Source organism: Methanoculleus horonobensis, from assembly GCF_001602375.1.
Classification (GTDB): Archaea; Halobacteriota; Methanomicrobia; order Methanomicrobiales; family Methanoculleaceae; genus Methanoculleus; species Methanoculleus horonobensis.
On sequence record NZ_BCNY01000007.1, the window covers coordinates 58,547 to 70,659 of the forward strand.

15 protein-coding genes are annotated in these 12,113 nt (G+C 63.5%); 4 read left to right on the forward strand and 11 right to left on the reverse strand.

The window, feature by feature from the left end:
* Window positions 1-104: 104 nt before the first annotated feature.
* From MCUHO_RS00840 to MCUHO_RS00860, 5 genes are all read right to left on the reverse strand, one after another.
* Window positions 105-1,202: an ABC transporter ATP-binding protein gene (locus MCUHO_RS00840; protein WP_067072384.1), complete on the reverse strand. Its 1,098-nt coding sequence runs from the start codon at window positions 1,200-1,202 to the stop codon at window positions 105-107.
* Window positions 1,203-1,206: 4 nt separating this feature from the next.
* Window positions 1,207-1,908: an ABC transporter permease gene (locus tag MCUHO_RS00845; protein WP_067072385.1), complete on the reverse strand. Its 702-nt coding sequence runs from the start codon at window positions 1,906-1,908 to the stop codon at window positions 1,207-1,209.
* Between the two features lie 58 nt (window positions 1,909-1,966).
* Window positions 1,967-2,893: a substrate-binding domain-containing protein gene (locus MCUHO_RS00850; protein ID WP_067072386.1), complete on the reverse strand. Its 927-nt coding sequence runs from the start codon at window positions 2,891-2,893 to the stop codon at window positions 1,967-1,969.
* Between the two features lie 125 nt (window positions 2,894-3,018).
* Window positions 3,019-3,717, reverse strand: a complete 699-nt coding sequence (locus MCUHO_RS00855; protein WP_067072388.1) for an ABC transporter substrate-binding protein — start codon at window positions 3,715-3,717, stop codon at window positions 3,019-3,021.
* A gap of 82 nt (window positions 3,718-3,799) precedes the next feature.
* Window positions 3,800-4,606, reverse strand: a complete 807-nt coding sequence (locus MCUHO_RS00860; RefSeq protein WP_067072390.1) for an amino acid kinase family protein — start codon at window positions 4,604-4,606, stop codon at window positions 3,800-3,802.
* A gap of 91 nt (window positions 4,607-4,697) precedes the next feature.
* Between MCUHO_RS00860 and MCUHO_RS00865 the strand changes: the two genes are divergently transcribed.
* A complete protein-coding gene (locus MCUHO_RS00865; protein ID WP_067072393.1) occupies window positions 4,698-4,934 on the forward strand; it encodes a hypothetical protein in 237 nt (78 codons plus the stop codon).
* A 49-nt stretch (window positions 4,935-4,983) separates the two neighbouring features.
* Complete coding sequence (locus MCUHO_RS00870) at window positions 4,984-5,355, forward strand: hypothetical protein (protein ID WP_067072394.1); 372 nt, start codon at window positions 4,984-4,986, stop codon at window positions 5,353-5,355.
* Here the strand turns inward: MCUHO_RS00870 and MCUHO_RS00875 are convergent.
* Genes MCUHO_RS00875 through modA form a run of 4 tightly spaced genes read right to left on the reverse strand, consistent with a single transcriptional unit; the run spans window position 5,325 to window position 8,536 of the window.
* Window positions 5,325-6,383, reverse strand: coding sequence for an ATP-binding cassette domain-containing protein (locus MCUHO_RS00875; protein WP_067072395.1), 1,059 nt, complete (start codon window positions 6,381-6,383; stop codon window positions 5,325-5,327). The two genes, MCUHO_RS00870 and MCUHO_RS00875, sit on opposite strands and share 31 nt — an antisense overlap.
* A gap of 11 nt (window positions 6,384-6,394) precedes the next feature.
* Entirely contained in the window at window positions 6,395-7,192 is a 798-nt protein-coding gene (locus tag MCUHO_RS00880; RefSeq protein ID WP_067072397.1) for an ABC transporter permease, read from the reverse strand.
* Entirely contained in the window at window positions 7,189-7,692 is a 504-nt protein-coding gene (tsaA, locus tag MCUHO_RS00885; RefSeq protein WP_084385847.1) for a tRNA (N6-threonylcarbamoyladenosine(37)-N6)-methyltransferase TrmO, read from the reverse strand. Before tsaA ends, MCUHO_RS00880 begins: the two co-directional genes overlap by 4 nt.
* A 25-nt stretch (window positions 7,693-7,717) precedes the next feature.
* Complete coding sequence (gene modA, locus MCUHO_RS00890) at window positions 7,718-8,536, reverse strand: molybdate ABC transporter substrate-binding protein (protein WP_067072402.1); 819 nt, start codon at window positions 8,534-8,536, stop codon at window positions 7,718-7,720.
* Window positions 8,537-8,715: 179 nt separating this feature from the next.
* Here modA and MCUHO_RS00895 point away from each other — a divergent pair, with 179 nt between their 5' ends.
* Window positions 8,716-9,849, forward strand: coding sequence for a putative sulfate/molybdate transporter (locus MCUHO_RS00895; protein ID WP_067072404.1), 1,134 nt, complete (start codon window positions 8,716-8,718; stop codon window positions 9,847-9,849).
* A gap of 118 nt (window positions 9,850-9,967) precedes the next feature.
* The gene (locus MCUHO_RS00900; protein WP_235808105.1) at window positions 9,968-10,147 is read left to right on the forward strand and encodes a SemiSWEET family transporter; all 180 of its coding nucleotides are present in this window, start codon (window positions 9,968-9,970) and stop codon (window positions 10,145-10,147) included.
* On the opposite strand, the gene MCUHO_RS00905 is transcribed toward MCUHO_RS00900, so the two are convergent.
* Entirely contained in the window at window positions 10,128-11,195 is a 1,068-nt protein-coding gene (locus MCUHO_RS00905) for an ABC transporter ATP-binding protein (protein WP_067072406.1), read from the reverse strand. The genes MCUHO_RS00900 and MCUHO_RS00905 overlap by 20 nt on opposite strands.
* A complete protein-coding gene (locus MCUHO_RS00910; protein ID WP_235808106.1) occupies window positions 11,182-12,063 on the reverse strand; it encodes an ABC transporter permease in 882 nt (293 codons plus the stop codon). Before MCUHO_RS00910 ends, MCUHO_RS00905 begins: the two co-directional genes overlap by 14 nt.
* Window positions 12,064-12,113: the final 50 nt, after the last annotated feature.

Here is a 12,113-nt window from a genome sequence, read left to right on the forward strand (position 1 = left end):
GGGGTTCCAATCCCCGGTGAGAGCGGGTGAGCACGACGGAGGAGTCCCGGCAGGGGGTCGTCGGCCGGATCGTCCCGGGTGAGGATGAGACCTCTCGTCGAGACCTACCCGCGCCCTGAACCCCGGTGGTTCACCCCGCGGACGACGTGAACCGACTCCGGCGCAAACGAGACCGAGACCCGGCTCCCCTCCCGGATCTCGAGGACGTCCACCGCCTTCCAGGAGAGGACGGATGAGAGCGGGACCCCGCAGTCGACCGTCACCCTGCTGAACGGCCCGCGCGGCACGATGGAGGTCACGGTGCCGGGGAGGCTGTTCCTGCCGGGTGTATCCATCGACGGCGCGGCGATCCGGAGATCCTCTGAGCGGATGCAGAGGGTGACCCGCTCTCCCGTCGATGCCGGCGAACGTGCCCGGACGCGGACACCCCCGGCATCGACGACGGCGGTGCCGTCTTCCCCCTCGACGACGCCGCCCTCGACGATGTTCTCGATCCCGACGAACCGGGCGACCTCCCGGCTTGCCGGGAGGGTGAAGACCTCCCGCGGCGTCCCCACCTGCGAGAAGACCCCGTCCATCAGCACCCCGATCCGGTGGGCGAGCCGCTGGCCCTGGTACATGTCGTGGGTCGAGAAGACGATCGTCGTCCCGAGGTCGCGGTTGATCCGCACCACCAGGTCCTCGATCATCGCCACCGAGACCGGGTCGAGGTTCGCGGTCGGCTCGTCGAGGAGGAGGATCTCGGGCTCGATCACCATCGCCCGGGCGAGCGCCACCCGCTGCATCTCCCCGCCCGAGAGCGTCCTGGCCCGCCGCTCCCCGTAACCGGAAAGACCGACCATATCGAGGGCTTCTCCGATCCGGGCATCGATCTCGCTCTTGCCCGTGCCCCGGAACCGGAGGCCGACGGCGATGTTCTCCGCGACCGTCGTGTTGAAGACGGCGGGTTTCTGAAAGACCATCCCCATCATTCTGCGGATGGAGAGGCTCTTTTCGCGCTCCGCGTGGATATCGGTGCCGCCGATTCGGATGGCCCCTCCTGTCGGGGCGTCGAGGAGGTCGATGAGGCGCAGCAGGGTCGACTTCCCGGCCCCGGAGGGGCCGATGACGGCGAAGATCTCGCCCCGGTTCACCTCGCCGGTGATGCCGTCGAGCACCCTGGTATCGCCGAAGTTTTTGGAGACGTTCTCGAGTTCGATCATGGTATCACCGGTGCTGCACCGTGGTTATGGCGAGATTCACGCCGAGGGCGATTGCAAGGAGGACGATCCCGAGCGCGATGGACTGAGAGATGTTCCCCATCGAGGTCTCGAGCGATATCGCGGTCGTCAGGACCCGGGTCGAACTCGCGAACGACGAAGCCGCGATGTTGCCGCCGACCAGGATCGCCGCCCCGACCTCGGATATCGCCCGCCCGAACCCGACCGCGACGGTCGCGAGGATCGCGAACCGGGCTTCTTTCAAGATGTTTGTCAGGAACTGGAGCCGGGTTGCCCCGAGCGAACGGAGGGTATCCCTGATCACCGGATCGATCCCCGAGAGCGCGGAGATCGTGAGGCCGGTCATGATCGGCAGGATGAGCACCGTCTGTGCGACGATCATCGCGGTCGGGGTGAAGAGCAGCCGCATGAACCCGAACGGCCCCACGCGGGAGATGAGCAGGAATATCAGCAGCCCGACGATGACCGTCGGGAGGGAGTAGAGCGTCTGGATCAGGTTGATGAGACTCCTTCTTCCCGGGAACGTCCCGAAGTTGATCGCGGCCCCGAGCGGGACGGCAAACAGCGTGGCGATGATCGTTGCGGTGAGCGATATGGCGATGCTTCGTGCGGCGATGGCCATCACATCGGGATCAAGCGTGATGATGAGCCTGACCGCCTCCAGGAATCCCTCGATGATCTCGTACATGCTCTGCACCTGACTATACTCTGCCGGAAGCAAAAAAAAGGTGGGATTTCGAGCCCGTTCAGGCGATCGGGTCCTTCACTTCAGCCTGGGGGACGCCGATCTTCTCCCAGTCGTCCTGGGCCGCGTAGAAGAGCGGCTGGCCGTACTGGTCGAGACCGAAGGAGGCGATCTCGCCCTGCACCTCGTCGGAGATCATGAAGTTGACCCAGTCCTTCGCGACGGTGGTGTTGATCTCGGGGTACTTCGCGGGGTTGATCTGCATCGCGCAGTAGACGTTGAGCAGGATATCGCCCTCGTCGACGAGCGTCACGAGGTCGAGGTCGCCCTTGTAGGCGAGATACGTCCCGATGTCGGAGAGGGTGTATGCCTGCTTCTCGTTCGTCATCTCAAGGGTCGCACCCATGCCCGTTCCGGCCTCCTGGTACCAGTCGCCGGAGCCCTGTACGTCGGTCGAGTAGTTGAATCCGGCTGCCTTCCAGATTGCCTTCTCCTTGGAGTGCGTGCCCGATGCATCGCCGCGCGAGACGAAGGTCACGCTCGCGTTGCCGGCCATGCCGGTCTCGCGGATGGCGGTGAACGCTTGCTCAGGAGTCATGCCGTTGATGCCTGCCGGATCGGCTTCGGGCCCGACGAGGACGAAGTAGTTGTAGGCGAAGACGCGCCGGTTGATGCCGTAGCCGTCGGCGAGGAAAGCGTCTTCACGCGCACGGTCGTGCACCATCAGGACGTCCACGTCACCCCGCTGGCCGTACTCGATCGCCTTGCCGGTCCCGGCGGAGACGATCAGCACCTCGGCGTTGTACTTCTCCTCGAAGATCGGTGTGAGGTGGTCGAGGAGCTTGGTGTCGTAGAGACTCGTCGTCGTGGCGATACGGAGTTGCTGCTTCTCTACGGGCGTCGGGTCGGTTGTCGTCCCGGTGCAGCCGCAGATCAGCATGAGGGCGACCATGACGGCCGCAACGGCAAAAATGGTTCGTCTATGCATAGTTATCAGACAGATGTATCGCAATACATGCATTTAAATAAATGTGTTTTGGGTTAATGTAAATCGGGTGTGGTTAATAAATTTTACATTTTGGGGTGATAAATGGGATATTGTTGATATCTCCCTCAGCCCGTCATGATGTCGCGGTAGGCATCCCCGTCCGCCTCGACGTAGAGGATCGCCCTCCCGCCGATGAACGCGGGCTTCGGGAACTTTCTGAGTGCGATGGTGCCTTCCCCGACCACCGCGCCGTCCCGGGTCATCACCCGGTCGACGCCGGAGGCGAGGATTGCGGCGACCGTCTGGGTTCCGCGGAGGTCGCGGGTCGTCCCCTTCTGGACGAACCGGCCGTCGTTCCCCGACGCCGCAAGCCCGACCCCGGCAAGCGCGCCGATCACGCCGTCTTCTGTGCCGCCGAGCCCTTTGAGGAGGATTCCGGCCTCATGGGCAAGCGAGCGCGCCTGATCCTGCGTCACGACGCTCGTCTTCGCGGAGAAGCCGAAGCGGGTGAGATCGCCGTTGATGTTCCGGTCGGCGGCGACGCAGATCCCGGGGTCGCTCCCCTCGATGAAGTCGGCGAGCATCAGTTCCTTTGCCGCCGCGAAGACGTCGGCCGCGATCCCGTTCCCGGCATCCTGGATGTGGATGACCGCGGAGCTGTTATGGGAGGTATAGGGAACAGCCGGATGGACAAAGAGCTGGTGGCGGGTTACCCCGGTCACCGTGTACGACCGGGCGAGTTCTGCTGCAATTGTGCGGGCGAGCCGCCCGGTTCCCCGGGACTCGCGTGTGTCGGTGTCGTCAATGCCAAGGTAGAGGGTCATGGAATCGCTCTGTACAAATCCGCACCGCGAGAAAATGAAGACTTCTCCGGGGTTAATGGAAAGTAGTTGACCCCGGAGGCCGTCAGGCCCTGATGATGGTACCGACCCGCTCCCCGTTGACGGCTTTCGTGATGTTGCCCGGGACGTGGGCGTTCACGATCTTGATCTCTTTCACGTGGAAGGCGTCCCGGAGGAGTTCGACGGCTTTGGGTTCGAGCACCATATCCTCCATCTCCATCTCGATGAGTTCGTCGGCCGTGATCTCAGGGATGAACTCGGCGTCGGGGTTCACGAACGGGTTCTCGGTAAAGAGGCCGTCCACATTCTTCCCGAGGATGCAGTTCTTCGCGCCGACCACCTCAGCCATCAAAAACGCCCCGGTGTCCGTCCGGTGCGGCGGGATGCTCCCGATCTTCGGCGGATGCTCATACAGCCCGTAGGGCGGGGTGCCCTGCACGACCGGCAGCATCCCGAGGGATATGAGCGAGGGGAGGTTTAAGAGATCGTCGGTGTGGATCCGGGTGCCGTTGTACTTCGAGAAGAGGAGCGAGATCATGATCGCGTTCTGCTCGCTGATCTTGCCCGCCAGCTCCGCAAGCACGCCCGTCGGCATCCCGAGGTCGATGCCGACGTCGAGGATGTGCCGCACCCGGACGCCGCCGCCGGTGGCGACCAGAACCTTGTTGTTGCGGGAGAGTTCCCCGATCTCCTCGACCAGGGGATAGATGACGTCCCGCCCGTAGTCGATGACCCCGTGGCCGCCGATCTTGATCACGTTCAGGTCGGGCATGATCCTGACCTGCCGCCCGGTTCGGGTCTCGCGGAGCAGGCCGCGCCGAACCAGACTCTCGCCGCGGAACTTTGATTCCATCTCAAACCGTTCTGCCATGATAACAACCTTACCTCATATATGATAGAAAAAGTTAAGTGTCTTTGGTGTATATCTGCTGATATACCAACTGGTATGGGATGGGAATACGATGAAGATCTATGTAAGAGAACGTCAGAAAGTCGGCACCGGCGTGAAGCAACCCCGCTTCCGCGTCGTCGCCGTCGTCGAAGAGCAGAGCGAATCGAAGCACCTGAAGGTGGAAGGGACGCATTTCCGGAAGGTAGAACTCGAACAGATTGCAAAGGACATCGGGGCGGAGATCGTCTACCTCGAAGAGATGCCCGACGAAGAGCGGGGCGAGATGAAGGCGGCGGAAGCGGCGTAACCAGACCGACCTCCTTTTTTGCGCCGGACGCGAGTACTGTTACGATCGGATGTCCACACACGAACACGACGACATAATCGATGCGGCCGTCCGGATCCTCCTCGAGGAGGACCGGTGTATCACCGTCGGCTTTTCCCCGGACGGCATCTCGCTGCGGTTCCCGACGACGCGGAAACTTGCCGAGCATCTCGGGATCCCGCACTACTACGTCCTTCCCCGGTTCGGGGAGATGGAGCGGGACGGGCTGATTCGCCGGGCCGAGCGGGTCGGCATCTCCACCACGGCCGCGGGAACCGAGCGTCTCCTCGCGGTCATGGCGGAGCGGCACGGCGAGCGCGCGGAAGAGGTCCTGGGTGCCGGGGTTCTGCGGGCGCTCGAGATCCGCGCCGCTCAGGCCTCTTCCTCTTCGCCCGAAGGATAGACATGGGCGGCTGAAGGCCGGAAGGCGAGGTGGACTGCGTCGCCGGGTGCGACGCCCGCCTCCTCGAATCCCTGGCGGGTCAGCGTCACCTTGAACCGAACTCCGGCGTCGACCGAGACCCGGACCAGCCCTCCGTTCGGCCGCACAGAATCCACGCGGCCGAAGACGACGTTTCTTCCGTTCTTTGACAGAGGTGTCTTTGAGAGCTGGATCTCCTCCGGCCGGATAGCAACGGAGACGGGGCCGGGTATACCGTTCTCCGCAGATATCCGGAGATCCCCCACCGCGACCGTTCCATCGGCCGAGCCTGTTCCGCGGAGAAGGTTCTCCACCCCGACAAATCCCGCGACGAAGTCGGAGTTCGGCCGCCGGAAGATCTCCTCCGGCGTCCCCACCTGGATCACGTCGCCGCCGCGCATGATCGCCACCCGGTCGGCGAGGTCGAAGACCTCCTCGAAGTTGTGGGTGATATGGACGATCGTCGTCCCGGTGGCCTCGTGGATCCGGGCGAGTTCCGCCCGCAGGCTCTCGCGCGTCTTCACGTCGAGCGCGGAGAGCGGCTCGTCGAGCAGCAGGGCTTCCGGCTCCATCACCAGCGCCCGGGCAATCGCCGCACGCTGCTGCTCGCCGCCCGAGAGCGTGCCCGGGTAGCGGTGGAGCAGGTGGCTGATGTTTAAGAGATCCGCGCTCTCCTGGATCTTCCCGCGGATGAACGCGGGATCGGCGCGGTGGGATCTCAGCCCGAAACCGATATTCGCTTCGACGGTCAGGTGCGGGAAGAGCATGTAGTCCTGGTAGACCATGCCGATATTCCTCTCCCGTGCGGGCACGTCTGTTATGTCCCGGCCGTTCAAGAAGATCCTGCCCGCATCGGGGGTGTAGATCCCGGCGATCGTCTCAAGAAGGATCGTCTTTCCTGCCCCCGTGGGGCCGAGGACGATGAAGTACTCCCCGTCTTCGACCGAGAGCGAGACGTTCGAGAGCGAAAACTCCCCGAGGCTCTTTGATACGGAATCAATGGTAAGCATGGACAAACCTCCTAGTAGACGTGTGTGGCTCCGCCGTAGCGCTCGAAGGCGTAGAGCGAGACGACCGAGATCATGATGAGGATCGTCGCCGCAGCGATAGCATACTCGAGTTTTCCGGTGGACATGTTCAGGAAGAGCGAGAGTGGGAGCGTCTCGGTCTTCATCCGGGTTGCGCCGGCAAGCATCAGCCCGGCACCGAACTCACCGATCCCCTTCGACCAGGTGATCACCGATCCGGCAAGGAGTCCGTTTGCGGACATCGGGAGCGTGACCCGCCAGAAGGCCTGCGCGTCGGTGCACCCGAGCGTCTTTGCCACGTGCTCGTAGCGGGGGTTGACGCCCTGGAATGTCGAACGGGTCACCCGGAGCATGTAAGGCAGGTTCACGAAGAACTGGGCCATGATGATCCCGAGCGGCGTAAAGACGAACGCAAGTCCTGCCGCGGCAAGCGACTTTCCTACCGGGGATACCCCGAAGAAGAGCAGGAGCCCCACGCCCGCTACGAGCGGCGGGAGCGCCATCGGGATATCCATCAGCATGTTCATCACCGTCTTGCCCGGGAACGTGTAGCGGGCGAGGGCATAGGCCACCGGCACGGCGACCAGGATGCAGAGGAGTGTCGAGATGACGGAGGTGATGATCGAGAGCCTGATGGCGAACTGGATCTCCTCGGAAAGGAGGCATTCAATCAGAACGGCCGGCGGGGAGTGGGTGACCACCCCGACGAGGACCATTATGATGAAGGCGGCGATGAGGAGAGCGACCGCAACGGTCGCCATCCGAAAATAGGAGGGGTTCCTCAGGTTCATGAAGACTCCTCATGCTCCCGGAGATCCTTTGGGGAGAAACTCTTGAGTTTCACCTCCTCGATGTGTTTTGCGTCGACCCAGCCGCTCCTGACGTCGTCGCGGTGATCGAACTGGCGAACGTAGGGCTTGATGTCGAGGAGCGGGGTGCCGTCCAACACGTCGATCCCTTGGACACGGACGGTGTTGCCCTCGACGGAGACGACCTCGACGAGGGAGATCCCGATCGGGTTCGGGCGGCTGAAATGGCGTATGGCAAAGATCCCGCGCTCTTTGCTGCCGTCGACGAACGGGCGCTGGCGCAGGCTAAAGCCGTTCGCCCGGTGGAAGTGGTAGAGGAGGATGATGTGGGAGAATCCCTCGACCCCTTCGAGTCCTTCGGCATACTCGGGAAAGACCTCGATCGTCCCCTCCGCTTTGGAGAAGATGCTCTGGATGGGCGTTGTATCCTGGTCGGTGAACGGTGAGCGAATGGTTCCGATGATCTGGTAGGTGACTTCCATGCGACTTCTCCCCCTTCCTGGTTTATCAGGGTTTGACATCCGCGTAGGTGTCGCTCGGGTAGGTGACGAAACCGTGCCGGGTGAAGATCTCCTTCCCTTCGTCGGAGATGACGAACGCGGTGAACTGCTCCGCCTCATCGGGGTGCTCGGAGGCTGTCAGTACGCCGATGGGAACGACCTTCACCAGGTTATTCGTGTTCGGGATGTAGATGATGTCCATCTTCTCCGGTACGTAGAGATCCTCCCAGATGATACCGACATCGGCCTGCCCCATGGAGAGGTAGACCAGCAGTTCGTTCACCGTGCCGCTGCGGGTCACGAGGTTCTTCTCCACGTCGGCAAGGAGGTCGTTCTTTTCGAGGAGTTTGTCGGTCAGCTGGCCGATGGCGGTGCCGGGATTCTCGCCGAGCGCCACCCGGACGCCGGGCTTTGCCATGTCCTCAAGGCAGGTGATGCCGGCAGGGTTGCCCTTCGGGACGGCGATGATTGGGACGTGGTAAACGGTCAGGTGCTCCTCCTCGACCAGCCCCTTCTCGCGGGCCGCGTCGAAGTAGGCGGTCGCGCCCGGCATGTAGACGTCGCCCATCTCCGTCAGTTCCATCTGGGTGAGCAGGGTGTTCGATCCGCCGAAGACGAAGTTGATCGGGACGCCGGTCTCGTTCGTGAAGGTCGCCGCGATCTCGTCCATCGGTTCGCGCATGCCCGCGCCGCAGTAGACGAGCAACTCGGGCTTTGTCGTGTCGGACGTTCCCGCCGTATCGGCGGTGGTTCCGGTACATCCGCATGCAAAGGCAGCAGTTGCCGCGACAAGCAGTGTAACAATGAGAAGCAGGTGTGCTTTCATAGAGATTATTACTCAAGAGGGCAAAATAAATGTTTATACATGAGGTCAAATCAACTCGTGTAATTTAACAGGTTTGCTTTTGGTGAAATGATAATATAGCCTCATAACCACGAACCGGTACGAACCGGATCGTCATCCGAAACCGAGAAATGGGGAAGAGACATACCGGGAGTTGCACAATGGCGGAGAGCACCGGGACAGAAGAGAGGGGCATCCGGATCACCCTTGAGGAGATCGCCGGAGCCGTCGGCGACTTCGGCACCATCTTTCCCATCCTGCTCGGCGTCGCCATCGTCTGCCCGGACGTGAACGTCAGCCACTTCTTCCTCTTCCTCGCCGCCTGGTACATCATCGCCGGGTTCTACTATCGCCTTCCCATGCCGATCGAACCGATGAAGGCGATCGGCGCCATCGCCATCGCCGAAGGGCTCTGTGCCGGCGAGATCGTGGCGTCAGGCCTTGTTGTCGGGGCGCTCTTCCTCGTCCTCGGCCTCGTCGGCGGCATGACCTGGATCGGGGAGCGGATCCCAAGAAGCGTCGTCCGGGGGGTGCAGGCAGGTCTCGCGCTCATCCTCCTCAGGACGTCGCTCGGCTACATCATTCCCGACGCTCTCTTTGCGGCCGTATCCATCGGGATCATCCTCATCTTCTTCGTCGCATCGCAACGCACCCGGATCCCGGACGTCTCCGCCCTGCTGGTGCTCGGCATCGGGCTCGCCGCCGGTATCGCAACGCAGGGAATGCCGCCGTTCCGCCTGATGTCCCTCCCCGCCCTCGTCATCCCGATGCCGGTAGACTTCATCACCGGAACCTGGGACCTCGCCCTCCCGCAGATACCGCTCACGCTCACGAACGCCATCCTCGCGACATCGCTCCTCACCTACGACCTCTTCCCGAAGAAGGGCGTGAACCCTGATAGGCTCTCGCGGACGATCGGGGCCATGAACCTGGTCTCGACGCCGCTCGGGGGGTTCCCCATGTGCCACGGCGCCGGGGGGCTCGCCGCGATGTACCGGTTCGGCGCACGGACCGGCGGGGCAAACATCATCGCCGGTATCTTCATCCTCGTCTTCGCCGTCGCTTTCGCCCCGCCGGAGGTGCTGACCCTCATCCCCTTCGGCGTCTTCGGGGCGCTCCTGGTCTTCGTGGCGCTCGAGCTCGGGAAGCACAGCGTGAAGACGGAGTCCTACCTGGTCACGGGGGTCATCGCCGTCCTCACCCTCGCGGTCGGCCTCACGGTCGCGTTCATCGCCGGGATGATCCTCGCCTATGCGCTCAAGCGGTGGGAGAAGGGGAGAGCGTCCCGGTCCTGACCCGACCAGGTTTATCACATCCGGCGTAAGAGCGGGGGGAGATGGACACCGTCACTGCACTCGGTCTTCTCGCCGGTTCGCTCACGACGCTCTCGTTCGCGCCGCAGGCCGTCCGGGCGTGGCTGCCACGCGCTCGACCACCGACCTCTCGCTCTCGATGCTCATCGTCCTTCTCGCGGGCGTTCTGCTCTGGCTCGCCTATGGGGTGGTGAGAGGGGATGTCGCCATCGTGGCGGCGAACGCCGCGACAGCCGGCCTTGTCGGCCTCACCCTCTCGCTCAAGAAAAAGAACGGATGACGTGGATCGCCGTCGCCTTCACGGAGAGGGCGACGGAGATTCCCGAAACGATGCCGAATTCCTGCACCGAGCGCCGGGTCAGAACCGCGGTGAGCGTGACCCCCGCGTCAACCCGCACCTCGGCGACGGGGCCGTTCTCCGCGACCGAGACGACCGTCCCGGCCAGCGTGTTCCGGGCGCTGGTGCGCCGCCCGTCCCCGACGGCGAGGACGACGTCGTCGGCCCGGATGCAGAGGCTGACCTCCTCGCCCGCTGCCGCCTCCGTCACCGCCTCGAAGGCCAGCCCTCCGGCAATCACCGTCGCGAGCCCGTCCTCGTTTGCCGTCACCGTTCCGTCCAGGATGTTCTCGATCCCGACGAACGACGCGACCTCGCGGCTCTTCGGGGCGTTCAGCACGACATCGGCCTTCCCCTCGTCGACGAGAGCTCCGTCGATGATCACCGCCATCCGGGTGGCGAGGAGATGCGCTTCGCGGCGGGAGTGGCTCACCTGCACGACGGTGAGCCCGTCCTCCCGGTGGAGCCGCCGGAGATCGTCGATGAACTTCTCCTGCGTGACGGGGTCGAGGGCCGAGAGCGGTTCGTCGAGGAGGAGGATGTCGGGTTTCACCGCGACGGCCCGGGCGAGCGCCACCCGCTGCTGCTCGCCGCCGGAGAGGGTCCCCGGGTAGCGGTCGGCCAGATGAGCGATCCCGAACCGTTCGAGGAGGGGGGCGACCTCGGCCCGGGCCTCCTTCTTCCCCATCCCCTGCACCCGGAGCCCATAGGAGATGTTGTCGATGACCCGCATGTTCGGGAAGAGTGAGTAGTCCTGGTAGACGAGAGCGACATTCCGCTTCTCCGGGGGGAGTGCGGTGATCTCTTCGCCCCGGAGGAGGACGCGGCCGCTGTCCGGCCGGTGGAGTCCGGCGATCGCTTCGAGGAGCACCGTCTTCCCCGCACCCGACGGCCCGACGATGAAGTAGTAGTCGCCCTTACTGATCGTCAGGCTGACGTCGTTTAAGCGGAACGAGCCGAGTGCGAGCGAGACACGGTCAAACTCTATCATCGTACCTCCCTAAGTACCGGGTCATTCTTCGCAGGAGGTAGAAGACCCCGAAACTGACCAGGATGACCGTGAATGCGATACTCCTGCTCGTGTGGATGCCGTCTGTCGTGAAGGAGTAGTAGATCAGCGTCGATATGATGAACGGGTAGTAGGCGATCATGATGACGCCGGCAAACTCCCCGATCGCCCTCCCCCAGGCGAGGATAGCCCCGCTGTACATGTGCCGGAGGCTTAAGGGGAGCGTGACCGTCCGGAACGCCGTAAAGGTTCCCGCCCCGAGCGTGCGGGCGACGTTCTCCAGGTGAACCGGCACCTTCTCGAACCCCTCCCGCATGCTGTTGACGTAGAACGGCGAGGCGACGAAGAGCATCGCGACGATCGTCCCCGGGAGCGCGTCCTCGAACGCAATCCCGATCTCCGAGAGCGGCGCGCCGAGCCAGCCCCGGCGCATGAAGAGGAGGTAGACGAGCAGGCCCGCCACGGTGTGCGGCAGGATGAGCGGGATATCGACGATGCTCTCGACGGCGCCCTTGAGCCGCGAGGGGCGGGATCGTGCGAGAACGTAGGCGAGCGGGGTTCCGAAGAGGATGAGGAGGAGGACGGCGCTCGCCCCCGCGCCGAACGTGAGGAGGATCGATCCGATCACCTCCGACGACGCCGCGACCTTCAAGAGGTGCGCCGGGTCGGCGAGTTCCGCCGAGGCGATGCTCGCGATGGCAAGCACCGTGATGCCGACGAGCAGCCCGCCCATGATGCAGAACCCGAGGGTGCACCAGTCGATATGCCGCCTCCAGCGCCCACTCCACCAGGAGGGAGGTGCTTCACCATCCCCCAGAAGGGGGTCGCCCGAGAGTGTTTCGGTCTTCATATCCGCACGTTCCTGAATAAGCGTTGTACGCGTCCGCTGATAACTGGTAG

Bases quoted from the DNA above. Each gene is read 5' to 3' on its own strand.
- MCUHO_RS00840 (WP_067072384.1), bottom strand. From the start codon at position 1,202: ATGATCGAACTCGAGAACGTCTCCAAAAACTTCGGCGATACCAGGGTG.
- MCUHO_RS00845 (WP_067072385.1), bottom strand. From the start codon at position 1,908: ATGTACGAGATCATCGAGGGATTCCTGGAGGCGGTCAGGCTCATCATC.
- MCUHO_RS00850 (WP_067072386.1), bottom strand. From the start codon at position 2,893: ATGCATAGACGAACCATTTTTGCCGTTGCGGCCGTCATGGTCGCCCTC.
- MCUHO_RS00855 (WP_067072388.1), bottom strand. From the start codon at position 3,717: ATGACCCTCTACCTTGGCATTGACGACACCGACACACGCGAGTCCCGG.
- MCUHO_RS00860 (WP_067072390.1), bottom strand. From the start codon at position 4,606: ATGGCAGAACGGTTTGAGATGGAATCAAAGTTCCGCGGCGAGAGTCTG.
- MCUHO_RS00865 (WP_067072393.1), top strand. From the start codon at position 4,698: ATGAAGATCTATGTAAGAGAACGTCAGAAAGTCGGCACCGGCGTGAAG.
- MCUHO_RS00870 (WP_067072394.1), top strand. From the start codon at position 4,984: ATGTCCACACACGAACACGACGACATAATCGATGCGGCCGTCCGGATC.
- MCUHO_RS00875 (WP_067072395.1), bottom strand. From the start codon at position 6,383: ATGCTTACCATTGATTCCGTATCAAAGAGCCTCGGGGAGTTTTCGCTC.
- MCUHO_RS00880 (WP_067072397.1), bottom strand. From the start codon at position 7,192: ATGAACCTGAGGAACCCCTCCTATTTTCGGATGGCGACCGTTGCGGTC.
- tsaA (WP_084385847.1), bottom strand. From the start codon at position 7,692: ATGGAAGTCACCTACCAGATCATCGGAACCATTCGCTCACCGTTCACC.
- modA (WP_067072402.1), bottom strand. From the start codon at position 8,536: ATGAAAGCACACCTGCTTCTCATTGTTACACTGCTTGTCGCGGCAACT.
- MCUHO_RS00895 (WP_067072404.1), top strand. From the start codon at position 8,716: ATGGCGGAGAGCACCGGGACAGAAGAGAGGGGCATCCGGATCACCCTT.
- MCUHO_RS00905 (WP_067072406.1), bottom strand. From the start codon at position 11,195: ATGATAGAGTTTGACCGTGTCTCGCTCGCACTCGGCTCGTTCCGCTTA.
- MCUHO_RS00910 (WP_235808106.1), bottom strand. From the start codon at position 12,063: ATGAAGACCGAAACACTCTCGGGCGACCCCCTTCTGGGGGATGGTGAA.